The 22879-nt window shown below is 50.3% G+C and carries 24 protein-coding genes; 1 reads left to right on the top strand and 23 read right to left on the bottom strand.

Going from position 1 to position 22879, the window contains the following annotated elements:
- Nucleotides 1-1089: a site-specific integrase gene (locus A0W33_RS09945; protein ID WP_068838004.1), complete on the bottom strand. Its 1089-nt coding sequence runs from the start codon at nt 1087-1089 to the stop codon at nt 1-3.
- An 882-nt stretch (nt 1090-1971) separates the two neighbouring features.
- On the opposite strand from A0W33_RS09945, the gene A0W33_RS09950 reads away from it, so the two are divergent.
- Entirely contained in the window at nt 1972-2436 is a 465-nt protein-coding gene (locus A0W33_RS09950) for an STAS/SEC14 domain-containing protein (RefSeq protein ID WP_068838005.1), read from the top strand.
- A 78-nt stretch (nt 2437-2514) separates the two neighbouring features.
- Here A0W33_RS09950 and A0W33_RS09955 read toward each other — a convergent pair whose 3' ends face one another.
- The 22 genes from A0W33_RS09955 to A0W33_RS10060 form a co-directional block, all read right to left on the bottom strand.
- Entirely contained in the window at nt 2515-2931 is a 417-nt protein-coding gene (locus A0W33_RS09955; RefSeq protein ID WP_068838006.1) for a hypothetical protein, read from the bottom strand.
- 189 nt (nt 2932-3120) lie between these two features.
- Nucleotides 3121-4437, bottom strand: coding sequence for a rod shape-determining protein RodA (rodA, locus tag A0W33_RS09960; RefSeq protein WP_082815192.1), 1317 nt, complete (start codon nt 4435-4437; stop codon nt 3121-3123).
- A 4-nt stretch (nt 4438-4441) separates the two neighbouring features.
- Nucleotides 4442-6271: a penicillin-binding protein 2 gene (mrdA, locus tag A0W33_RS09965; protein WP_068838007.1), complete on the bottom strand. Its 1830-nt coding sequence runs from the start codon at nt 6269-6271 to the stop codon at nt 4442-4444.
- Nucleotides 6268-6801 (bottom strand): hypothetical protein, encoded by a 534-nt coding sequence (locus A0W33_RS09970; protein ID WP_068838008.1) that lies wholly within the window; start codon nt 6799-6801, stop codon nt 6268-6270. The genes mrdA and A0W33_RS09970 overlap by 4 nt, the downstream gene beginning before the upstream one ends.
- Nucleotides 6791-7657, bottom strand: a complete 867-nt coding sequence (mreC, locus tag A0W33_RS09975; RefSeq protein ID WP_068838009.1) for a rod shape-determining protein MreC — start codon at nt 7655-7657, stop codon at nt 6791-6793. The genes A0W33_RS09970 and mreC overlap by 11 nt, the downstream gene beginning before the upstream one ends.
- A 6-nt stretch (nt 7658-7663) precedes the next feature.
- Entirely contained in the window at nt 7664-8689 is a 1026-nt protein-coding gene (locus A0W33_RS09980; RefSeq protein WP_068838010.1) for a rod shape-determining protein, read from the bottom strand.
- Between the two features lie 876 nt (nt 8690-9565).
- Nucleotides 9566-11089 carry a bifunctional phosphoribosylaminoimidazolecarboxamide formyltransferase/IMP cyclohydrolase gene (gene purH / locus A0W33_RS09985; RefSeq protein ID WP_068838011.1) on the bottom strand — a complete coding sequence of 508 codons (1524 nt, stop codon included), beginning with the start codon at nt 11087-11089 and terminating at the stop codon, nt 9566-9568.
- 31 nt (nt 11090-11120) lie between these two features.
- Nucleotides 11121-11714, bottom strand: a complete 594-nt coding sequence (gene purN, locus A0W33_RS09990; protein ID WP_068840047.1) for a phosphoribosylglycinamide formyltransferase — start codon at nt 11712-11714, stop codon at nt 11121-11123.
- A gap of 85 nt (nt 11715-11799) precedes the next feature.
- A complete protein-coding gene (locus A0W33_RS09995) occupies nt 11800-12183 on the bottom strand; it encodes an SRPBCC domain-containing protein (RefSeq protein WP_068838012.1) in 384 nt (127 codons plus the stop codon).
- Between the two features lie 145 nt (nt 12184-12328).
- Nucleotides 12329-13153, bottom strand: a complete 825-nt coding sequence (locus A0W33_RS10000) for a Cof-type HAD-IIB family hydrolase (protein ID WP_068838013.1) — start codon at nt 13151-13153, stop codon at nt 12329-12331.
- A gap of 66 nt (nt 13154-13219) precedes the next feature.
- The gene (locus A0W33_RS10005) at nt 13220-13717 is read right to left on the bottom strand and encodes a PaaI family thioesterase (protein ID WP_229802131.1); all 498 of its coding nucleotides are present in this window, start codon (nt 13715-13717) and stop codon (nt 13220-13222) included.
- Nucleotides 13718-13815: 98 nt separating this feature from the next.
- The gene (locus tag A0W33_RS10010; RefSeq protein WP_068838014.1) at nt 13816-14247 is read right to left on the bottom strand and encodes a Fur family transcriptional regulator; all 432 of its coding nucleotides are present in this window, start codon (nt 14245-14247) and stop codon (nt 13816-13818) included.
- Between the two features lie 112 nt (nt 14248-14359).
- Nucleotides 14360-15202, bottom strand: a complete 843-nt coding sequence (locus A0W33_RS10015; RefSeq protein WP_139237181.1) for a geranylgeranylglycerol-phosphate geranylgeranyltransferase — start codon at nt 15200-15202, stop codon at nt 14360-14362.
- 110 nt (nt 15203-15312) lie between these two features.
- Complete coding sequence (locus A0W33_RS10020; protein ID WP_068838015.1) at nt 15313-15507, bottom strand: cold-shock protein; 195 nt, start codon at nt 15505-15507, stop codon at nt 15313-15315.
- 118 nt (nt 15508-15625) lie between these two features.
- Nucleotides 15626-16123, bottom strand: a complete 498-nt coding sequence (locus tag A0W33_RS10025) for a KdsC family phosphatase (protein WP_068838016.1) — start codon at nt 16121-16123, stop codon at nt 15626-15628.
- A 113-nt stretch (nt 16124-16236) separates the two neighbouring features.
- Nucleotides 16237-16782, bottom strand: coding sequence for a hypothetical protein (locus A0W33_RS10030; RefSeq protein ID WP_074937234.1), 546 nt, complete (start codon nt 16780-16782; stop codon nt 16237-16239).
- A 117-nt stretch (nt 16783-16899) separates the two neighbouring features.
- Nucleotides 16900-17136, bottom strand: coding sequence for a Fe-S cluster assembly protein IscX (gene iscX / locus A0W33_RS10035; protein ID WP_068838018.1), 237 nt, complete (start codon nt 17134-17136; stop codon nt 16900-16902).
- Between the two features lie 139 nt (nt 17137-17275).
- Nucleotides 17276-17605: a 2Fe-2S iron-sulfur cluster-binding protein gene (locus A0W33_RS10040; protein ID WP_139237180.1), complete on the bottom strand. Its 330-nt coding sequence runs from the start codon at nt 17603-17605 to the stop codon at nt 17276-17278.
- Nucleotides 17606-17706: 101 nt separating this feature from the next.
- The gene (locus A0W33_RS10045; RefSeq protein ID WP_068838019.1) at nt 17707-18483 is read right to left on the bottom strand and encodes a Rossmann-like and DUF2520 domain-containing protein; all 777 of its coding nucleotides are present in this window, start codon (nt 18481-18483) and stop codon (nt 17707-17709) included.
- Nucleotides 18480-19451, bottom strand: a complete 972-nt coding sequence (locus A0W33_RS10050) for a glycosyltransferase (RefSeq protein WP_172798106.1) — start codon at nt 19449-19451, stop codon at nt 18480-18482. The genes A0W33_RS10045 and A0W33_RS10050 overlap by 4 nt, the downstream gene beginning before the upstream one ends.
- Before the next feature lie 309 nt (nt 19452-19760).
- Entirely contained in the window at nt 19761-22349 is a 2589-nt protein-coding gene (gene ccsA, locus A0W33_RS10055; protein ID WP_068838021.1) for a cytochrome c biogenesis protein CcsA, read from the bottom strand.
- Nucleotides 22350-22449: 100 nt separating this feature from the next.
- Complete coding sequence (locus A0W33_RS10060) at nt 22450-22875, bottom strand: cytochrome c maturation protein CcmE domain-containing protein (RefSeq protein WP_068838022.1); 426 nt, start codon at nt 22873-22875, stop codon at nt 22450-22452.
- Between the last annotated feature and the right edge of the window lie 4 nt (nt 22876-22879).

Raw genomic sequence — 22879 nt, forward strand, 5'->3', positions numbered from 1 at the left:
CTAAAAATTAAGGTCAGGCAAAGCATTTACAGCCTGTGCTTTGCGCTCATCTGCAATAGTAAGGTACTTCTGTGTGTGCTTGATTGAAGTGTGCCCTAAGAGTTGGGAAAGTGTTTTAATGTCATAACCCAACAGCAGGATGTTGGTAGCAAAGGAATGGCGGGCACTGTGCCATGTAATGCGCTTTTCTATACCAGCCCGCTTAACCCAATTCTTAACTGTCTTAACTGAACCTTCAAAGGATGGTAAAGGGAATATCAGATCTTTGGGTTTACCTTTTTCTCCTATCAGTGTAAGGGCGTTTCTGTTAAGCCTAAGGCGGTTTACCTCCTGTGTCTTGTTCTGCTTAATAAGCAGCTCATCATTGCTGATATCCTGCCACTGCAGAACCTTTATGTCTCCAAACCTCAGGCCCGTGTTGCAGGCAAATAGGAAAGCCCGCTTTATTGTTTCATTGCCACATTCAGTACTTGCTAACTTGCTTACCTCATCTAAGCTTAGCACTCCCTTACTCATGCCCCCACTCTTAAATTTTAGTTTCTCGGGCAGTGGGTTTTTAGGGAACAGGTTTTCTCTAATCCCATGCTTTACAACCTTCCTGAAGCGGTTAAAATAGGTCAGTGGTCCTTCTCCAGTATGGTTAGCCTCTAAGTAATCCTTATAGCCTATTATTAGGTTTTGTGTAAGCTCTTTGCAAAGCAGCTTTTCTTTCCCGAACCGCTCCTTCAGGTAAGCTTTGAATTTCTTAAGGCTGGCAGATAATACCCTGTAATCTGCTTTGGTATAGGTAGTGATGTAAGCTTGGTAGAACTTCAGAAAGTCTGTGTGGCTAAGGCTCTTTGATTGCAGGTCATAGTTGCCTAACAAAGCTTCTTCTGTTCTCTTTGCTTTTATCCTTTGAGCAAGTTCTAAAGCAGATTGATTAGACTGCTTGTCTAGGGCGTTCTTAGGCTTCTCTATCAGGTAGAGTTTTAAGTACTCATACTGCCTTACCCCACCATTATAATAGTCTAAGTAGAGGCTAAGGTTGCCATTGCTAAGCTTTCTCTGCCTAAGTCTAACAGGCTCTTTATTCGTTTGCTTTTTCACTTGTTGGGCTATTGTATTCCTTTGTTATCAAATATAACAATAATAAAATATGCCGAGCAACAAACCAGCAACAAAGTTTAGCAGAACAAGAGTATATCAAAGGAAAATAGGAGAGGCTTTAAAATATAAAAACAGCCTTAAAAGTTAATTTAGGGCTGTTTTTGTTTACTGTTGTTTTCCTATGTTTGCAGGTTGTGTACCCGCTCCTGGTACATAAGCTCCTATTTGGGATGCAAACGTTTTAACAGAAAACCCGCTTAAACAGTGTTTAATGCGGGTTTTTACTTTTATAGCCCATCTTTATTTAGTCTTTCCCCGCTTCTTGTTCTGTAAAAGAAGCCTAAAGTCTTTCCAGCTGGCACATTTGTGTGCAAGAAAAAGTAAAGCTTACTAAATGAGTATGTGTATAAAGCTCATTCAGCTACTAATGCATAGGCAAAGTAAAATACAGATCCAACTATCATAATGGAGGCCATTGTGTTTGGTGTCATAGCTCGTGCGGGTTTAGGTTGTAATTAGATTCGTTAAACAGGAGAAATTTTCCTATCTTCTTTGTTTTGAGAACAGTTGTTGAAATAGTAATGTTTTGAATATCAGTGGAATAATTTAGAATTGAGAATGAGGGTATTTTGATCCTGGTAAAAAGGATGATAGTATTTAACTTTTACTTTCGGTTAGAAGCTTTCTTTTTTGCCCAGTACGCTCGCTGTCAGGCTTGTATAAGGAGTAGTACTTTCTGTGGCAGTCTGTTCTGCGAAAAGACTAAGCCTGAAGTTGATGGTTTAAGCGTACAACTATCCCGTAGATGATTGTGAAAATTTGTGATATTATTTTACCTTTAAAAGTTTAAATAATATCATTGCTATAGCTGCACCTATTATCATGTTGAAGGAAGTGAAAAGTGTCTTTGGAAAGACATTTTATAGAATAGAGTATAAAGATGACTTAAATGTTGTGGAAGCTACGTGGCAGGGCACCGCATCGAAACAAGATTTAAGGAATGCCATCATAGCCGGTTTGGAAGTACACGAAAACACAAAGTGTGCCTTTAGGCTAAATGATAATACCGAATTCACTGGCCCATGGGCTGATTCGGTAAAATGGATTGAGGAGGAATGGTTACCCCGGGCTTATAAATCAGGGATAAGGTATCTGGCGCATGTTGCGCGGCCCAATTCCTTTGGTGAAGCAGCAGGCGAAGCAATGCTGCTGGGTAAGATAGGAGCTGCTATAGAGGTGAAGCTTTTTGATAACCGGGAAGATGCCTTACAGTGGCTTAAGAAAAAGCAAGAGGCAGATGACGCCTCAAAGTTTTCTATAGATAGCACCACAGGAAACCCTGCTTAACTAAGCAGCGGTTTATTATAGCCGAGACATATTTTCTGACCCTTCCTTGTACGGTACCGCTGCGCGTTTTAGCCTGTTTTAATCCACTAATACTTGCAGCCAATCTATAGCCACTGCTTTGCTGGTGAAGTTCTGGAGCAGGAAAGGGAGTTGCTGTGATTCTTTGATGTGCTGGATATTGCCTTCTGCCGATTGTTCCACCGCATAACTTGGCGACTGCAGCCGGGCAACTTTCTGTACGCGAGTAGTCACCAAGCCAGCGGCCAGGTACACGGCAATCTGCCTGCTCTCTTCGCTGCCCACTGATATGACCGTTTTAGAAGAATCCAGCAGAATGCGCTTCACATCGTAGTGCTTTACCTTATCGATCAGGATATTGATGCTGTGCTTTATCTCGGGGAGCAGGTAGTCGTGCAAATCAGGATAGCCTACTTCCAGAATATCGGTTGATGGGTTGTAATCTAAGCTTATAAGGCTGTTCTCAAACAGGATCATCTATGTTAGCTTAATGTGAGGCATTAATTTAGTTAATTTCATTGTCTTTGTTGGTCAAAGTAGAAGCCATACTGCAATACCTATTCCCGCGAGTACCCCTTCCCAATAGCGTATCAGGCTACGTAGAAGCCATGTTACAGTTTATACTTGCCCCGTCATCCCTAACCTTTCACTGGTTTATACTTACACTTAGCGGGCTAGTTCTTTGGTACGGTTGGCATCGATGGCCAGCAGGATGAACAGCAGGATGGTAAACGACCAGAGCGAGGAGCCGCCGTAGCTGAAGAAAGGCAGCGGAATGCCCACCACCGGCGCCAGGCCAATCGTCATGCCCACGTTGATGAGGAAGTGGAAGAAAATAATGGAGGCCACGCAGTAGCCGTAGGCGCGCCCAAATACCGACTTCTGCCGTTCGGCTATACTTACAATGCGAATAAGCAAGAGCAGGAACAGTGCAATCAGTACCGTGCTGCCTACCCAGCCGTGCTCTTCGCCAATGGTACAGAAGATAAAGTCAGTACTTTGCTCAGGCACGAAGTCGAATTTGGTTTGGGTGCCCTCCAGAAAGCCCTTGCCCCAAAAGCCACCGGAACCGATGGCAATCTTCGACTGTGTCACGTTCCAGCCATAGCCCAGCGGGTCGGCCTCTGGATTGATGAGCGCCTTGATACGGTTCTGCTGGTGCGGCTGCAGCACGTCGTTTACAAAAAAATCTACGCTGAAGATCATGGCAACCACCACACCCCACAACGCGATCATGACCTTGAAGCGGCGCAGCAACCTGAAATCAAGCCAGGTGGCCAGTGCCATAAGTATGGTGATGCCCGCAATGAGGTACAGTTTCGGGATGAGCAGGGTAAGTATAAAGATGGCCGCCGCCGAAACCCCGACAATAAGTATAAGCGGCGACATGCCCTCGCGGAAATAGGCCAGCACAAAGGCGCTGAACACCAGGGCGGAGCCTGTTTCGTTTTGAAGTATGATGATGGCAGGCGGCAACACGGTGATACCAGCCAATATCATCTGGTCCTTAAAGTTCTGCTGGCGCAGGTTTACCGAGCTCAGGAATTTAGAAGCCGCCAATGCCGTGGCAAACTTAGCCAACTCGGCTGGCTGCAGACGTATGCCCGCCCCCAGTTCAAGCCAGGAGCGCGAGCCGGCAATAGGCTTGGCCACCACCAGCGTAACCAACAGCAAAAGTATGATAAAGCCGTAAATGGGGTATGCGAGGTGCTCGTATACTTTGTGGTCCACCACCAACAGCACGATAATCAGCAGAAAAGAGGCACCGATCCAGGCAAGTTGCTTCCCCGAGTTAATGTCGAAGCTCAGGATGTTGATCACGTTGTCTGGGCTGTACACTGCGGCGTAGATGTTCATCCAGCCAAGTGCCACCAGCAAAAAGTATAGCAGCACCGTCACCCAATCAAGATGAGGCGCGATAAGGCCGGAGGAGCGGCGGCTTTGTGGAGCGGCAACTAGTTTTTTCCCAAGTACTTTCTCCATGGCCTTACTTCGATTTAATGTTGAGGTACTCCCTGCTTAGCACCCATTTCTCCTGATCCTTGATCGTAACGGTATCTGTCAGGTACTGCTCAATCATCAGGCCCGCAATAGGAGCCGCCGACTGGCCTCCCCATTTGCCGTGCTCTACGTACACTGCAATGGCGATTTTGGGATTGTCTTTCGGGGCAAAGGCGACGAATACCGCATGGTCGGCGCCCTGCGGGTTTTGGGCCGTACCAGTCTTTCCACACACCACTATACCTACCTTCTCCAGGTTAGCCCTACGGCCTGTGCCCGCGCGCACTACCTCAGCCATGCCAGCTATAATCGGCTCAAAGTGCTGGGGACTCACCGAGGCACGGTGCTTCTCCTGGTATTCCTTCAGCGGCTTTCCGTCATCGCCCACAGCGCGGATAATGTGCGGTGTTATATAGTAGCCCCTGTTGGCAACTACGGCCATAAAGTTAGCCATCTGCAGCGGTGTTACACCCAGCTCGCCCTGCCCGATGCTAAGGGAGTAGATGGTAGAGTACTTCCAGCGGTTTTTACCGTACACGCGGTCGTACAGATCGGTAGAGGCCACAATGCCTTTCTTTTCGCCCGGTATGTCGATGCCGAGCTGCTGACCAAAGCCAAAGCTCAAAACTTGCTCCCGCCACTCCTTCAGGCCAATAGCAGTATCGGTGAAGGTGTTCTTTGACTTCCCCCGGTTGATGAGCGCCTTGTAAGCCTGGTAAAACCATGGGTTGCAGGAGTGCTGCACCGCCCCGTACAGGTTAAGCGGGGAAGGGTGCGCGTGGCAGTTTACCAGCGCTTTGTTGCAGGCATAGGTTGTGTTCGGGTTAATAGCCCCTTCTTCCAAAGCAATCAAAGCCTGTGTCAGTTTAAAGATAGATCCGGGCGGGTTCTGGTCGGCCATGATCGGACGGTTGAACATTGTTTTGTTCGTGTCCTGGAGCAGGGCCATGTAGTTTTTGCCGTAGTCTTTGCCGGTAAACAGGTTCGGATCGTAGAAGGGGGCGGAGATGTAAGCCAGTACTTCGCCGGTGGATGGTTCTATGGCCACCACGCTGCCCTTGGCGCCGTTCATCAGGAATTCGCCGTAGGCCTGCAGGTCCAGATCGATGGTGCTGGTGAGGTTCTGGCCGGCAATGGCCAGGGTGTCGTAGGTGCCATCGCGGAAAGAGCCCTTCTCCACCCCGCGCACGTTTACCATTTTATACTTCACGCCACGCTGCCCCATCAAGTACTGCTCATACTCCAGTTCTATGCCGCTTTTGCCGATATAGTCGCCGGGGCGGTAGCCGCTGTAGGAGGAGTCCTCCAGTTGCTTCGGGCTGATCTCGGCAATATAGCCCAACGCGTGCGCCAGGCTCTGGTGCGGGTAGCCACGGGCGGTACGGGCGTTAATGTAAAAACCGGGAAAATCGATCAGGTTGCCCTGGATGTAGGCAAACTCCTGGGTGCTTAGCTTCTGGTAAAAGGGGGAAGGCTGCACGTACGAAAAGGCGCGCGCTTTTTTCAGGCGCTCCCGCACATCCTCCAAAGGCAGTTTAACGAGTTCTGCCAGGCGCAGGGTGTCCAGGTTCTTCACGTCCTTGGGCACCACCATCAGGTCGTAAACTGGGGTGTTCTGCACCAGCAGTTTGCCGTTGCGGTCGTAAATCAGGCCCCGGAAAGGATATTGGATGACAGGCTTAATGGCGTTTGTTTCGGCAGCCTGTTTGTAGCTGCTGTCCACCACCTGAATGTAAAAGAGCCGCAGGGTAAAAACGACACCTATGATAAGGAAAATGCCCTGGATAATGTATTTTCTGTTTTCTAAGTAGTTCATCGGTAGTCTATCCGCTCTCGTTTAGCGGAGAAGAACAGCAGTTGTAAAATTACCATGACGATACTTGTAAACAAAGTACTCAGCAGGATCTTCACCATCGTGTACACCGCTGACTGCAAAGAGATTGTCTCCAGAAAGAAAACAGCCGTGTGATGCACCAGAACCAGCGTAAACGTATAGGCCAAAAACCAGCGCCAACCCATCGTGTGTATGTTCACGGCATCGCCACTGTCGTAACCATCGCGTGGCGTAAGAAGGTTCAATAGCAGTGGCCTTAAAAATGCCAGCAGCACGCTTGCCGCCGCATGTATGCCCATGGTATCATAGAAAATATCCACCGTAAAACCCACCACAAACCCAAGCACCAGCAGCCATACACGGCTGATAACCAGGGGTAGAAACAGCAGGAAGGCTATGTAGATAAAGCAGAAGCCGGTACTGAAAAGCACCAGGCTGTCCATGAGCAGAATCTGCAGTGCCACAAACACAAAAAACTGGGCGATATTTCTCAGGCCAAAGCTACTGTTCATCGGGAAGGATTCCTGCGTTTTGTTCTAATGTGTCGCGCTCTACCTTATACATGTTCTCCACCACGTACACATAGGCAAGCTGCGCAAAATCAACAGCCAGCTTTACCTCAATCGTATAGAAGCTCTTGTCGGGCTCTTTTTCGATGGAGCTGATGGTGCCGATCATGATGCCCTCCGGGAAGACGGTGTTGAAACCGCTTGTCACAATGGTGTCGCCCTTAGCCGGTTTGATATGCAGCGGAATGTAGTCGAGCAGCGCGGTACGGTAGTCGCCCCCCGCCCACTTCACGGTGCCAAAGGTATCGCTTTTCTTGATTTTAGCCGAAACCAGCATCTGGGAGTGCAGGAGCGAGGTAACGGTGGCATAGTGCTCTGATACCGTCTTCACCCGGCCCACCACGCCATTCGGGGCAATCACGCCCATACCTGGCTTCACGCCGTCGGCCGTGCCTTTGGCTATGGTCAGGTAGTTGTTCATGCGGCGCACCGAGTTGTTGATCACGCGGCCGGCCAGCAGGTTGTACGGGTATACTTTGCTCGTGTCCGTAGCCACAAAGTAGGTGCTATCCAGTGTGGCGGTGCTGTCACTGAGTGTTGCTTGCCGGAACTGCAGCACCTCCTCGCGCAGGGCGGCGTTCTCCCGCGCCAGCGTCTGGTTTATACTTGTGAGCCGGAAATAATCGGTGATGCCGCTCTGGAACTCCAGCACCTGCCCCACATACTTGTTGGCCGAGTTGAAGAAAGCGGCTCCCTGGTACGTGTTGTAGCGCACAATCAGGAAAACGCACAGCACCTCCAGCAACAAGAACAGGATAACTGCCCGAAACCGGTATATAAAGGCAAAGAGATTCCGCACTTGTTACTACGTCAGCAACACGTTTTTAAAACCTTCGATGTTCTTGATGGCGGCACCCGTGCCACGCACCACCGCTCTTAGCGGGTCTTCGGCAATGTGGATCGGCAGTTTTGTTTTGGCAGCCAAACGCTTGTCCAGGCCACGGAGCAACGCGCCACCGCCTGTTAGGTGAATGCCGTTGTCGTAGATGTCGGCAGAAAGCTCCGGTGGGGCAATCTCCAGCGCTTTCAGAACAGCCTCCTCGATCTTAGAAACGGACTTATCCAGCGCAATGGCAATTTCCTGGTAAGTTACCTTGATCACCTTCGGAATACCAGTCATCAGGTCACGGCCACGGATCTCGTAGTCGGCTGGTGGGTTCTCGATTTCTGTCAGGGCAGCGCCTACTTCAATTTTAATCTTCTCGGCAGAACGCTCACCGATCAGCAGGTTGTGCTGGCGGCGCATGTAATCGAGAATGTCTTTCGTAAACACGTCGCCGGCAATGCGGATGGACTGGTCGCACACGATACCGGAAAGGGCTATCACGGCAATCTCCGTTGTACCACCCCCGATATCCACAATCATGGAGCCAATCGGCTGCTCCACGTCAATGCCGATACCGATCGCTGCAGCCATGGGCTCCTGGATCATCCATACTTCCTTGGCGCCGGCATGCTGGGCCGAGTCACGTACGGCGCGTTTTTCCACTTCCGTGATGCCCGACGGAATACAAATTACCATGCGGTGCGAGGGCTGGAACAAACGGCGGCCGGTGTCAATCATCTTGATCATACCGCGAATCATCTCCTCTGCCGCGTGGAAGTCGGCGATCACGCCGTCTTTCAGAGGTCTGATGGTCTTGATGTTCTCGTGCGTTTTCTCGTGCATCTGCATGGCATTGCGGCCAATGGCCAACACACGACCTGTGGTGCGATCCACAGCAATAATAGAAGGTTCGTCGACTACAATTTTATCGTTATGTATGATCAGGGTATTGGCGGTGCCAAGGTCAATGGCTATATCGCTCGTCAAAAAATTAAATAGTCCCATGTTTATGTCTGAAGGCGTGCGGTAGCCCCGTTATATTTTCAATATACAATGTTTCTGTTCAGAAACTTGCGGCAAAATTAGTGAAATTCAGTGGAATTAATAATGTAACAGGATTTCTGTTGGCTTAATTAGTTTTTATTTATTAGGAATGCCTGCCTGGGCTTCGCCTGCCTGCTTTGGAAGCACAGCTATTAGTGGTAAAACTGGATGAGTAACCTGATCCTCAAGTACAAAAAAACATCTTTACTGGCGCTGCCTCCGCTTGTGTCTTACAATGTTATCGTGGTTGCAGCTTGGCTAGGTTCGAAAGCCATACTTGTTTAGCTGTTGCATTCGCAACTCCGAACAGGCTATCTTATCTAGCTGCCGCTGATCCTCTAGTTCCCAAATACCAAATGTTTCACTTTGTGTTTTGGAGCGCTCACGGCTGGGGTAGGGGCCCTATGTGAGCGAGGCCCCGTCCTCGGGCATCGCGCTAGGAGCTTTTCTTTGCTCGCTTCGCTTTGCAATCCCGCTCCCGCGGGACCGAAAAACTCCAAAGGCGCTCAACCCAAGGACTGGGATCGGTTCCAGTAGCCACTGCTTATGCAACTTCAGCCAAACTCCCTCCACTGTTTTTAGGGGAGTGCTGGGGAAGGGTAAAGTAGGGACAGGTCGCGACCTGTCCACTCCACACCGTCAACTACAGCGCTTATACTTGAACATGAACAGTGCAGCTACTCCCTCTCCTGTTTTGGAGTAGGGGCCCTCGATAAAGGAGAGGGTTGGGGTGAGGTAAATCATAGTAGGAGGCAACCACAGCGGCAGCAAAAAGACCCCAGCCTCTACTGAAGCTGGGGTCTTCCTCAATTTATAAGTAATTTATACTTGAGGAGCCTAGTGTTTGAAGTGGCGGACGCCTGTCATTACCATCGCCATGCCATGCGCATCGCAATAATCAATTGAATCTTGGTCTTTGATCGAGCCACCGGGCTGTACTACTGCCTTGATACCTGCTTTGTCAGCAATCTCCACGCAGTCCGGGAACGGGAAAAACGCATCAGAAGCCATCACGGTTTTGCTCAGGTCAAAGCCGAAGCTGTTGGCCTTCTCGATGGCTTGGCGCAGGGCGTCCACGCGGGAGGTCTGGCCCACGCCGCTGGAGAACATCATTTTATCGGTTGCCAGCACGATAGTGTTCGACTTGGTGTGCTTGCATACTTTGGCTGCGAACACAAGTGCTTTTTTCTCCTCGGTCGTCGGCATGCGCTTGGTGGCAGTTTTGAAGTCGGCCTCTGTTTCGGTGGCCAGGTCCTTGTCCTGCTCAACAAAGCCGTTCAGTAAAGTTTTTACTTGCTTCTTTGGCAGCTCCACTTGTTTTTGCTTCAGCAGGATGCGGTTTTTCTTTGTCTTCAGCAGGTCCAGTGCATCGGCATCATAGTCAGGCGCGATCAACACTTCGAAGAACAGCTTGTTCAGTTCCTCGGCCACGGCCATGTCTATGGTGCGGTTGGCTATGATTACGCCGCCAAAGGCTGATACCGGATCAGAAGAAAGTGCGTTGAGATAGGCTTCTTTCATCGTTTCGCCCGTGGCGCAACCGCAGGCGTTCGTGTGCTTCAATATAGCCACGGCTGGTTCTTCAAACTCTGCGCCCAGTGCCACGGCAGCGTCTACGTCTACCAGGTTGTTGTAAGAAAGCTGTTTGCCGTTCAGCTGCTCAAACAGGTCTTCCAGCTTACCATAGAAAGTGCCCTGCTGGTGCGGGTTCTCCCCGTAGCGCAGTGGTGTGCTGTCCTGAACGCTTATTTTTAGGGCCTGTGTCTCGCCATTGGCGTTCATGTAGTTGAAGATGTGCGTGTCGTAGTGGGAAGATACGTTAAAGGCTTTGGCAGCGAAACGCTTGCGGTCCTCCAGGTCGGTAGCACCGTCTTTTGCCTGCAGCAGCTCCACCACTTCGTCGTACTGCTCGCGCGACGAAACAATCAGCACGTCCTTAAAATTTTTGGCGGCGGCACGGATCAGCGAAATACCACCGATGTCGATCTTCTCAATCACGTCGGCCTCTGATGCGCCCGATGCAACGGTTTCCTCAAAAGGATAAAGGTCCACCACCACCAGGTCGATCGGCGGAATCTCGAACTTCTCGCGCTCAGAAATATCACTGTCGTTATCGCGACGGTGCAGGATACCACCGAATACTTTCGGGTGCAGTGTTTTTACACGACCGCCGAAAATGGAAGGGTAGTCCGTCAGGTCTTCCACGGCTACTACTTCAGCGCCTTGCTCCTCCAGAAACGTCTGTGTGCCACCGGTTGAGTAAATGGTAACGCCGTGCTGCTTTAGTAGCTCCACCAGCGGCTCCAGACGGTCTTTATAGTATACCGAGATCAGTGCGGATTTGATTTTAACGGATTGCATGGGTAAGGTATGTTTGGGTTGATAATTGGGTCTATGCTTGCTCTTGCTGCGTCAGCAACTCTTCTACCACCAGCGGCAGGTGCTGGTGCTCCAGCTGTAACACGCGGGCGGCGAGGGCCTCCGGCGTATCGGTTGGCAACACCGGGCAGCGCTCCTGACGTATAAATTCGCCTTTATCGTACTCCTCGTTGATGTAGTGGATGGTGATGCCTGATTCCGGCTCCTGCGCCTGCACCACGGCTGCGTGCACTTTCTGGCCGTGCATGCCTTTGCCGCCATACTTGGGCAGCAGGGCAGGGTGAATGTTGATGATGCGGTTCGGGAAAGCGCGCAGCAGGTTCTGCGGCACCAGCCACAGGAAGCCTGCCAGCACGATCAGATCAGGCTCGAAAGCCTGTACCTGCTCCAGCACGGTATCGGTATTGTAGAAGGCATCGCGCGAAAACAAAAGAGCCGGGACGTGGTAGGTCTCGGCTCTTTTAAGGGCATACGCATTCGGGTTGTTAGAGAACAGGGCGGCCACACGGATCTGCGGGTGGTGCTCGAAATATTCCAGCAGCCGCTGCGCATTGCTCCCTGACCCAGAGGCGAATATGACTATATTTTTCTTGTCCTTAGGTTCCAAAAGTATGAACTTGTAATGAAGGTGCAAATATAGCGGGTTTGCCTTTAGAAGGAAGCGGGCAAGTATAAATTATACACGCGGCGGCTTAATCTCCCTCGTAAAAATCAATTAAGGCGGCGAAGTAGGCATCGTCCCACCCTTCGGTAATGTCGTTGTAGTCCTCATCCGGGATGTTGGTGTGGCGCAGCTCAGCCGAGGTGCCATACTTGTGCGGGTGCAATTTGATGGTAACGATAGAAGGCTCTTCCTGTTCGCCGAAATACCACTGCTGCACAAGCATCTTGCCCGGCTCAAACTCGAGGTTCTTGCCCACAATGCTTCCTTCCCAGAGCGAAAACTCCGAGCCCGGCTCCTCCGACATCTCCGCCGCCTCGCCCGTCCAGAGCTGTATGGTGCCTGGGTTGGTCAGCGCCACGTATACTTCCTCCGGATCAGCCGGGATGATGTAATATTTTTTATAGTCTTTCATGGTTCTTTAAAAGGATGTAAGACACAGGTACCAAGATGCAAGACTTCTTTCGGTATACTTGAAAAAAAGAGCTTATAAGTGCTTAAGGCAGAAATTGCTTTATGATAAAGTCTTGTGTGCTGAGTCTTACTACTTGTGTCTAAAATTATTTCCAATACGCCTCTATGGCTACGGCTACACCGTCTTCTACGCTGCTTAGGGTAATTTTGTCTGCTACGGCTTTTACTTCCTCGCGGGCGTTACCGACTGCTATGCCCATACCTACGGCTTTGATCATTTCGATGTCGTTGTAGTTATCGCCGAACGCCATCACCTCGTGCAAACCGATGCCATACTTGCTTTCGAGGAGCAACTCCAGTGCTGTGGCTTTCGAAATGGAGCGTGGCGCGATCTCGATGTAGGTATCTTTGGAGCGATAGGCGTGTATCTGATCAGCATAATTCTTCACCAGCTCCTGGTACAGCGTCTCGATCTCGTCGGCCGGGCCCATGCACATGATTTTGTGCGCGCCGGTTTCGGCTGAGTGCCAGGCGTCAAGTATAGTGTTAAGGGATGAGATAGTTGGTGTAACCTTCGTATTGCTTTGCTCCCGCTTTGCCCAGTAATCCAGCTGTGGCGCATACCAGTTATCCTGCTCGTAAAGGCTCACGTGAATGTCGGTGCCCTGTGTAAGCTGGTAAATAGCCAGGCAAACCTCAACAGGCACTTGTGTGGAGTCGAGCTGCACTGGTGCCGTTTTGCCATCCTCAAAATATAAAATATAGCCGCCGTTAAAGCAAATCAGCGGGTTGTGCAGAATGCCCAGTTCCTGCTGCAGGTGGCGCATGGCGCTTGGCATCCGGGAAGAAGCCAGAATAACAGGGATATCCTTGTCAAGGCTTCGGAAGGTGCGGATGGTGCGCTCCGATAGCTGGCGCTCTTTGTTGAGCAGCGTACCGTCTATATCTGTGCAAATGGCTTTGAGGTTCATGTGCTGGCAGTGGTTGAGGCGCGCAAGTTACAAGTATACGAGCCGAAAAACCAGCCTCTCTTCTTTCTACTTCTTTTTCGCCTTCAGCGACCACGTATAGCGGAACTCGGCTACTTTGTCGCCCTGCTCGTCGGTGCCAACGCTGCTGGCTATCACCGTCACGCCCTCGCCGGTTGCTTTGGTGTGCTCCACGGCCTCCAGTATCTGCTTGCCGTCTTCGCAGGAAAACGTGATTTTGCCTACTGCCTTCTTGGTAAAATCAGCCTCCATGTGCACCACCAGCATCGATATTCCTGGCTTAGCCTCATGCACGTGCATCATGCACAGCACACCCGTTGAAAGCTCGGCGGCCATACTTAGGCAGGCGAAGTAAATGGAGTTGAACGGGTTTTTGTTCAGGTATTTATAGGGTATGGTGACGGTAGCGCTTTCTTCGGTGATGGAGGCCACGCGCAGATCCGCCATGTACGCCATCGGCAGCTTTGCCAGCATAAACAGCCTGAATTTAACAGGGGAGGCTACCAATTGGCGAAAGGCCGCAGCTGAGTCAGTTTTAACTTTCATGGATGGCTGGTGTTTTAGGTGGCTAGGCAGTTTGACCTGGTGACAAAAGGGATACGCTGCACCTCTAAATATAGCCAAATAAAAGTATAAAGCTGAAGTTAGCTGGCCGCTGCCTGATCACAGTCTTTGCAGATTCCCTGGGCCGAAAAATGAAGACGCTCTACTTTGTAAGTCTTCGGCAGGGAAATAGGAGGGATCACCACATCGTTCAGGCAGAAGGTCTGGCTGCAGGAGGTGCAGTAGAAGTGGATGTGGTTGTCGTGGTGGTGCTGTTGCGAGCAGGACTCTTCCTGGCAGAGCGCAAACTTCACCGCACCGCTCACATCGTTTATACTATGGATCAGTCCTCTCTCCTCGAAGGAATATAACGTGCGGTAAATCGTGACGCGGTCGTAGCGGTCGCCGATCAGCTTTTCGAGGTCGGCGTGCGAGAGCGCAAAGCTGTTCTGCAGGAACTGGCGCAGCACCTCCTGGCGGCAGCCGGTTTTACGCAGCCCATAGTTTAAAAGCAACTTTTGCACGCTGTCCATCTTTCCTTATACTTCGTTGGCCTTCAGAGATTACAAATATACTCACATATCCCTTTAAAACATAAAAGTGCCTATACGTGAAGGTTTCCTGTGCAGCTGCCGCGCCTTTTGCCTAAAGCAACAGCATGGAGAGAATGCCCATCAGCATGATGCCCTTGTTTAAGTTGCTGAGATAGGCAAAGTCACGGATACGGTCGGCGCGCACCAGTTTTAAAACCATCCAAACCGTTGGCGCCAGCACCAGCACCGCCATGTACACATCAAACAAAAGCTTGGTGGAGGGGTGAAGTATAACCACAATTACAAAGGCTTGGAAGGCGGCGATGAGCGGGTAGAGCACCAGCTTGGTGCCATAAACGCCGGCTACAATGGGCAAGGTGCGGCAGTCGAAGGAGGCATCGCCTTTCATGTCCTCCATATCTTTGATGATCTCGCGAATAAGGGAGATAAGCAGTGCGAAGAGAGCGTAGCTTAGCGTGATTTTGTTCAGCGTATCGGCATACACGGCCACGATCAGCAGCATGGTGGCGGCAAGCAAGGAGATAACCACGTTGCCGATCAGCAGCATTTTCTTTAGCCGGCCCGAGTAGCCCCACAGCAACAGCACCACCCCCAGGTTTATGGCCCCCACCTTCAGCGAAAGCGCCGCCCCGAGTAATACGCCTATGCCAGACAAGATGAGGTGCGCAAACATGGCCCTGCGCCTGCGGATGCGACGGCCTACCAGAATGCGGTTCGGCTTGTTGATGGCGTCAATCTTGACATCGTAGTAGTCGTTGATGATGTAGCCGGCGGCCGCGATGCAGACCGTGGAGAGTACCAGCAGCAGAAAGCCCGGCTCCAGCAGTTTGTCCCACTCCACGCCGCGTGTCAGCAGGCAGGCCTGCACCAGCGCCTGACAAAGCGCAATCATCAGCAGGTTGCGGGCTCGGATCAGGGAGAGGATTGAGTTCACAGGCGGGATCTGAAGAGTATGTTGCTTTTGTAAAGGTACGATGCAGAAATGAAGCGGCAATAAAAAAGCCCCTACCAGGAGGGGCTTTACTGTTGTAGTAGAGGTTTGCGCTATACTTTCTTTACGTTCACAGCGTTAATGCCTTTCTTACCTTCAACAGTATCGAACTCTACCTGGTCGTGCTGCTGAATTTGCAGGCCGTTTAAGCCTGTAATGTGTACGAAGAAATCTTCGTTTGTCTCGTCATCGGTGATGAACCCAAAACCCTTAGACTCAATAAAGAACTTTACTTTTCCTGTCTTCATAAAATAAACTATTGATTGTAATTAAAGAGCTGTAAACTAGAAAATAAATTCTATATATGCAATAGTATATTAAAGAAATTATTCTACTGGATTTTAAAATAGTATAAATACGTACGTATTACCAAGTGTCCTGTGTTTTCATGATGGTTTCAATGAGCTCACGCACTGCGCCTCTGCCCCCTTTTTTAGTGGAGGTGAAGGTGGAAATCTCCCTGATGTCGTCTGCCGCGTCGGCCGGGCAGGCGCGCAGTCCGCACCGCTGCATCACCTCAAAGTCAGGCATGTCATCGCCCATGTAGGCTACCGTGCCCGGGTGCACGCCCTGCATGTAGAGGTAGTTTTCAAGCGTATCCACCTTGTCTTCTATGCCCAGGAAAATATCCTCAATTCCCAGCTGCTCCAGGCGCTTCCGCACCCCAGGCTCGTTTTTGCCGGAAATAATAGCTACCCGGTAGCCCTGGCTTAGGGCATGTTTGATGGCAAAACCATCCTTGATGTTGAAGGCGCGCACCTGCTCTCCGTCGGCAAAGCAGTACAGCAGGCCATCCGTCAGTACGCCGTCTACATCAAAAACAAAAGTGTTGATGCGGGTAAGGTCTGTTTGGGTAATGGACATAGGTTAGTGATTGGCAATGGGTGAAAAATTAGGCAAAATGTTCTTATGTAGGACAAATTGTAAACGAGGTGAAATCAAGTAAAACCCTGTTCCGTGTTGAGAGATGCTTTACTTTAATCGTCAACGCTCCATTCCCCTGTCTCCGAGTGGTAGGTATGCTCAACACCGAAGTATGAATAGTAATTGAGCTGGTATTCAGCGGGCTTATGAAGGCTGTACTGGAAATCCTGCTGCAGTACACCGAAGGCAGTAGGCGGCACTTTATACACATTATGACTTGTCAAAGCTTCCAGATCTGGAGGATAATATCCTTTATCTGCTTTATACTCTTCCAGTTCGCTGATAATTTCTTCTGCTCTGTAGTCGGTAACATGACTCTGAATTTTAGAGAAAACGAAAAAGCAGACTATCGACAAAAATGTCAGTAGACCTACAAGGTAGAACCACCGACTTTCGAAAGTTTTCTTTGTTGCATGAAATAGGTCCAATATCACACCAACCACTACGGCTGAAATAAGGATCAGAAAGGCACCAGCCATTCCAAATGGAATGAGTCCGTAGGAAGTATGTAAAAGCCACAAACTCATTGCAGCCATATAAAGGCCACAGAAGGTGAGCAATCTTTTTTTACTCCGGTAAGCTTTGCTGTATACTGCCATGTTAGTTTGCTTCAGGTAAGTATTAGGTCTGGTCTCCCCATTATAAAACAGGAAAGGCTCCTTCCTGCGAAAGAGCCTTTAAAAGTATAGATTTTTCCTGATTTATACCTGCGAAATCTAGTCCTGGTTATCGCGCCATTCGTAAACCCAGGCTGCCTGGATCTGCTCCAGGTGGCCTTCTGTGGCCTGCTCGCGCGTGCCTTCAAAATTAGGCAGCGAAAGAATCCAGTCCAGCAATTCAGTAAAGCGGATGCGGTAAATCTTTGATTCTGTGAAGTCATCGCCAAACTTCTCGTAAAGCGCCATGGCAATGTCCTCGTGATCGCTCCAGTGTATCGGTGGCTCGTAGCTCATATTTTTCAGTTATCAGTTAACAATTATCATTTGTCATCTCCTTTGTACCAAGTATACCTGCTACCTACTTATACTTTGGAAGTATGCAGCTTGCACAATGCATTAGAACTGGCAGTAGGTAAATGAAGAGGAGAGTCGGTTAGTGGCCCAGGAAATCCTGCTCCGGAATCGTTATCACCACGTCTTCATTGCCCTGCACCACGCACTGGCAGCCCAGGCGGGAGTTGATGCGCGGGTCTACGGCGCGGTCAATGTAATCCTCTTCTTTGTCTGAGATCTCAGGCAGGTCGTCCATGCCGGCCTCCACATATACGTGGCAGGTGCTGCAACCGCAAACACCGCCGCAGTTGTGCTGTAGCTTAATGGCGTTGTTTAGCGCCACATCCAGCACCGACTCACCTTCCACGGCCGGGTGTGTCTGGTCTGGGGAGCCATCGGCAAACTTAAATGTTATATTTACTACTTTCATGTCTTTCTCAATTTGAGGCGCAATTTACAAAGCATGCCCCCCGAATCAAAGTATACGGGCGCTTATGCTCTTGCAGTTAAACTACTTTGCAGGCGAATTGGTTAAGCCTGGTTGCCGGAATCCTGGATACTCTGCGTAAGTAGCCGGTACAGGTCCTGCCACCTGGGCTGTTGCTGCAGCATGTGCAGGTGTGCCTGTATCACGTTGTCGTCGTGGCGTATGGCGGGGCCGGTTTGCACTGTAAAGGGGTGCTGCTGCATGGCCTTGGCAATTGTCTCCTGAAGCAGAGGCCTTAGCAGTGCAATGGGCAAGCCGGCTTGCTCTAGCAGTTGCTGGCTGATGCCGAGCAGGTGATTCGTGAAGTTGCAGGCAAACACGGCGGCCAGGTGCAGCTGCTTTCTGGCTTCAGAATCCACCGTTTCCACTGTTTTGCTTATACTTTGCGCAAGTGCTTGCAAACTTTCTAGCGCTTCGGCATCCTTAGCCTCCAGTAGCAGCGGTACCTGCGCAAAATCCACCGCCTTTGCTTTGCTGAACGTTTGGAGCGGATAGAACACGCCTGCTTTTGCGCCTGCAACAGCGGCAAGTATAGCTAACGGCTGTGAACCGGAAGTATGGGCCACCACGGTGCCTGATTTCACCTTTATTTCAGCGGCTACAGCGGCGAGTGCGGCATCGGGCACGGCAATCAACACCACCTCTGCTACTTCCTCTCGCAGATCAAGCGAGACAATGGCTGCCGCCGCTACTTTGCCGGCTAATGCATCCCGCTGGGCGGCGTTACGGCTGTAGATGGCTGTTATAGTATGGCCTGCTGCATGCAGGGCCTGCGCCAGGTGCCACGCCACGTTTCCGGCTCCGATAAAGGTTATGTTCATCTTTGTCTGGGGTGTAAGCTGCTGATGTTTTTGTAGAGGCTGTATAACTGCGGCATAACGGCCTGAGACGAGAAGCGGCTCATAAAGTCCTGCCTGATCTGGCGGCTATCATACTTGCCGATGTTGTTAATCAGGTATAACATAGCTTTTGACAGCGCTTCAGGATTATTTTTTTCCACCGCTACCCCATTTGTTTCATTAACGGTTTCTTCCGGAGCGCCGCATTTAGTAGCGATGATAGGTTTACCGCAGGCGATTGCTTCCAGAAACACATTGCCAAGCGCCTCATATTGGCTGGCTAGTACAAAGGCATCACAGTTTTGATATTGGTGTAAGGCCTCTTCTCTGTTTATTTCCCCAAGCCAGCTTACTTTGTCTAAAATTCCTGCATCTGCAGTTAGCTGTCTATAGGTTTCCAAATATTCTCCCGTACCGCCGATAGTTAAGCTTGCGCTTTCATACTCAGACACCACTAATTTGAAAGCGGCTAACAAAGTGTCAAACCCCTTCTTTGGATGGATGTACCCAAGCGAGAAAAACCGGAAAGCCCTACTATCAGACTTCAAACTGCATTTAAAAAAGTCTTCTTCTACAAAATTAGGGATAACTGTTACGCGGCTGATGCCTTGTGCCTGCATCCGCTGCTTCTGGAAATGACTTTCTGCTATATTTTGCGCTGAGGAATCATACGCGAGCTTAAGGGCGGGTTTCAACTTCCCATCTTTGCCAACAGAATACTTATCGGGGAAGGGGCCGGTGTGTTCCGTTATACAGAAGGGGATTCCTGTTTCGTCACTCAACCTTTTTGCTATTATTCCAGCAGGCCTTGCTGTTTGCGCATGTATCAGATCAACAGGCCCAAAATCGGCTTCAAAAGCTTTAAGATTTGATAAATTGGCTTTTACAACACCTTCGAGGTTGCCTTGAGCTATGTGCTGTGTCCAGGTAAAGGTAGGATGGTAGTACACTGCATGGTTTTGCCGTAGCGTCTCTTTTTGCGGATGGATGGTGGCCGCAAAAAGCTTCTTTAAGTTATGCAGGTGGTCCTTTGCCTGTAGTGCCAGATCCGACCGGTTCTGCCCCCAGTTGCTTACTCCAATGTTGATGTCTGTGTAGCGGGAGCTAAGCTGCTGCAACTGCTTTACCAGAAAAGATCCACTTACCGGGAAGTCAACAGAGGGATACCAGGATGGAATAATGAAGATGTTCATGCCTCACCGCGCTTAAAACAGAAAAGGCAGGATAAACCTGCCTTTTCAAATATAGGGAAATCTTGCTTATGCTACCTGTGCTTTTCGGGCTTGCTTTGGTTTGGCTGCTCGTGGGCTGCCACCTTCGTCCTTGCGGCGCACGATGGCCATCACGAAACCGATTGACATCACAATGGTACCAATCCAGAGGATGCTTACGAAAGGCTTCTCCATTGCTTTCAGGATAATCCAGTCCTTCTGCGTGGCATTCACCCCAATGGTGAATTTATCGTTCTCGGTGTCGATGTTCATAAACGTGAGGCGCAGGCCAAGGTCGGCAACTTCCTCAGGCACGCGGCCCATCATCTGGTCTTTGATCATCAGCACCGGGTGGGCGTGGTAGTTCTTGGTCTCACCCAGAATCTTCATGTCTGCCTGCACAGCAATGTCGCCGGGAGCCAGTTTAACGCCTGGTACCTGCTTTATCTGCTCGATGCCGTTGAAGATCGCTACATAGTCATTCAAAATAATCGTGTCGCCGGCGCTAAGCACATACTCCTTCAGCTCACCCCACTCTTTCTCTTCCGGTGCAAGTCCTGATACGTGCGTGTACAGGTCCATGCTTACAGAGTGCTTGATGTCGGGAGACGCCAGCAGACCCATGTTCTCGTTTACCTGCGCGCGTGGGTAAAGTGTAAAGGCCTTACCCGTTTCGCGTTCTTTATACTTAACCTCGTAGTAGGTGTTCTCCGGAGACAGCAGTTCCAGCGTATCGCCTGTGTCGAAGTATACTTTCTCGTTCGCCACGATTTGCCCACGCGCAATGGCCTTGTACGGGTCAGCAGTCAGGAACAGCAGCTCGCGGTCTACGTAGCCCGGCACACCGATTACTTCCTGGAACTGGCCATGGTAGCTAACGGTATACTTGTCCATTTGCACAGGGGCATTGCGCCACAGCAGCACGTTGTCACGGTTCAGTTCGTCAGGGAATTCGCGGGAGTACACCATGCCCGATGTGTTTTCGGAGATGATGTTGGAGTAGCCCGAAGAGAACAGGATACCCAGCAGCATCATAGCGATACCGATGTGCGCCACGGCACCACCGGAAAGCGATACTTTTTTATGGATCAGGTTGAGGATAATGCTTAGGTTAGCGAAGATCGAGAACAGGCCAGCCACCAGCAGGGTTATGTAAGCCGGGTTGTCAATAGTATCGTTCAGCACGCCCAGCTTCGACAACACGATGATCAAGCTGGCGAACAGCAAGGTCAGCATGGCAGGCAAAGTCAGTGCATCAGCAAAGCTTTCCTTCTCGCCTTTGCGCCACCATAGCAGCTGCGCCACTCCTGAAAGTATGGCAATCGCTACGCCGCCCCACAACTGGAACTTCGTGTAGTGTTCAATCTGGTCGGCTGGCAGAGCCGCGTTAGACTCGATGCCAATAAAGCCAAGGAAGGAGTTGTAAACTGGGATAGACGTTGTAAACAACACCTGGAAAGCTGCCAGACATAGTACGATTGCGCCGATAAACACCCAAAACTCACCGTTGTAGGTAGAAAGCTCTTTCTCTGTTGTCGGAATAAACTTCCAGCGGTACACCAGCAGGCCAATGGCCAGCACGGCAAACACAGCCAGGTAAGCGAACAGCTGCCCGGACAAGCCAAGGTCGGTGAACGAGTGCACGGAGGCATTACCCAGGATACCGCTTCGGGTCAGGAACGTAGCGTAAAGAATCAGCAGGAATGAGGCAATTACCAGAATGTACGTTGCCTTAAGCCCGGACTTGCCACGGCGGTAAGCGATCATCGTATGGATGCCGCCCACCAGGATCAGCCACGGAATGTATACCGCATTTTCCACTGGGTCCCAGTTCCAGTAGCCACCAAAGTTAAGCGTCTCATAGGCCCAGTAAGCACCCATAATAATACCGATGCCCAGCACTACCGCAGCGAAATGCGCCCACGGCAAAGCAGGCTTTACCCACTCAGTAAACTTGCCTTTCCAGAGGCCGGCCATCGCGAAAGCAAACGGAACCAGCGTGGCGGCAAAACCCAGGAACAGGGTTGGCGGGTGAATCACCATCCAATAATTCTGGAGCAGTGGGTTCAGGCCGGTACCGTCAGTTGGCACGAAGTTCGGGTCCATGGCGAACACAGGAGCCTCAGGCATGAAGTCGCGCATCAAAATAAAAGGAGAGGAGCCGATTTTTACATCACCGATCACCACACCTAGAATCATGGATGTCAGGAAGAGCTGCACAAAGGAGAACATTGCCATCACAGGCGCCTCCCATACTTTGTTTTTCTTGTAGGAGTTGATGAGCACGAAGCCCAGCAGTACATGCCAGAATATCCAGAGCAGGAACGAACCCTCCTGACCTTCCCAGAAACAGGAGATCATGTAATACACCGGCAGGTGATTAGAGGAGTGGCTCCAGGCGTAATAGTACTCGTAGCGGTGCTCGTAAATGATGTTGAACAGCGAGAAGATGATCATCATCACGGCGGCTCCGTGCACGTAAAAAGCACCGCGTGCCAGGTTGCGCCAGCTATTGTCGCCGGACAGCTCCACCTTGGAACGGGATGCCATAAAATAAGCGTAGGAGGACACCACGGCTGCTACAAAAGCCACAATCACACTTGTATGGCCAATATCCCCGATGAGCGTATTAATCATTGCTGATAGTTAAAAGTTTAAAGTTATGAGTTATGAGTTGGAGAAGAAAAGGAGCCGAAACGGTAGACGCTGAACTTTCAACTCTAAACTCTAAACTAATTTAAAGGCTTGCTGTATTTTGCTGTACTTCCTTCTCCACATACTTGGATGGGCACTTAAGGAGGATTTTATCGGCTACAAAAACGTTCTTCTGCATGCTGCCCGTAATTACCACCTGCTCCGAGCGCTCAAAGTCCTGCGGCTTTGGGTTGAAGTATACTACCTGCTGCTCTACCCGGTTGGTATCCACCAGCGTGAAGGTAAAGTAGTTCGGATCTATCAGCGGGTCGTACTGCATACCCACAATGTGGCCCTGCGAGTCTTTCTTCAGACGGCCCACCACGTGTACTTTTGTGTCGTTGCCTTCTTCGGCAAGCTCCATGGCCTCCCCAAACGAAACATAGGTGCTGGCATCGCCTACGGAAGACATAATGATCACAATAGCCACAGCGATGACTAAAATCCCGATGATGTGTGTCTTTTTCATCTTT

The sequence above is a fragment of the Pontibacter akesuensis genome (assembly GCF_001611675.1).
Taxonomy (GTDB): Bacteria; Bacteroidota; Bacteroidia; order Cytophagales; family Hymenobacteraceae; genus Pontibacter; species Pontibacter akesuensis.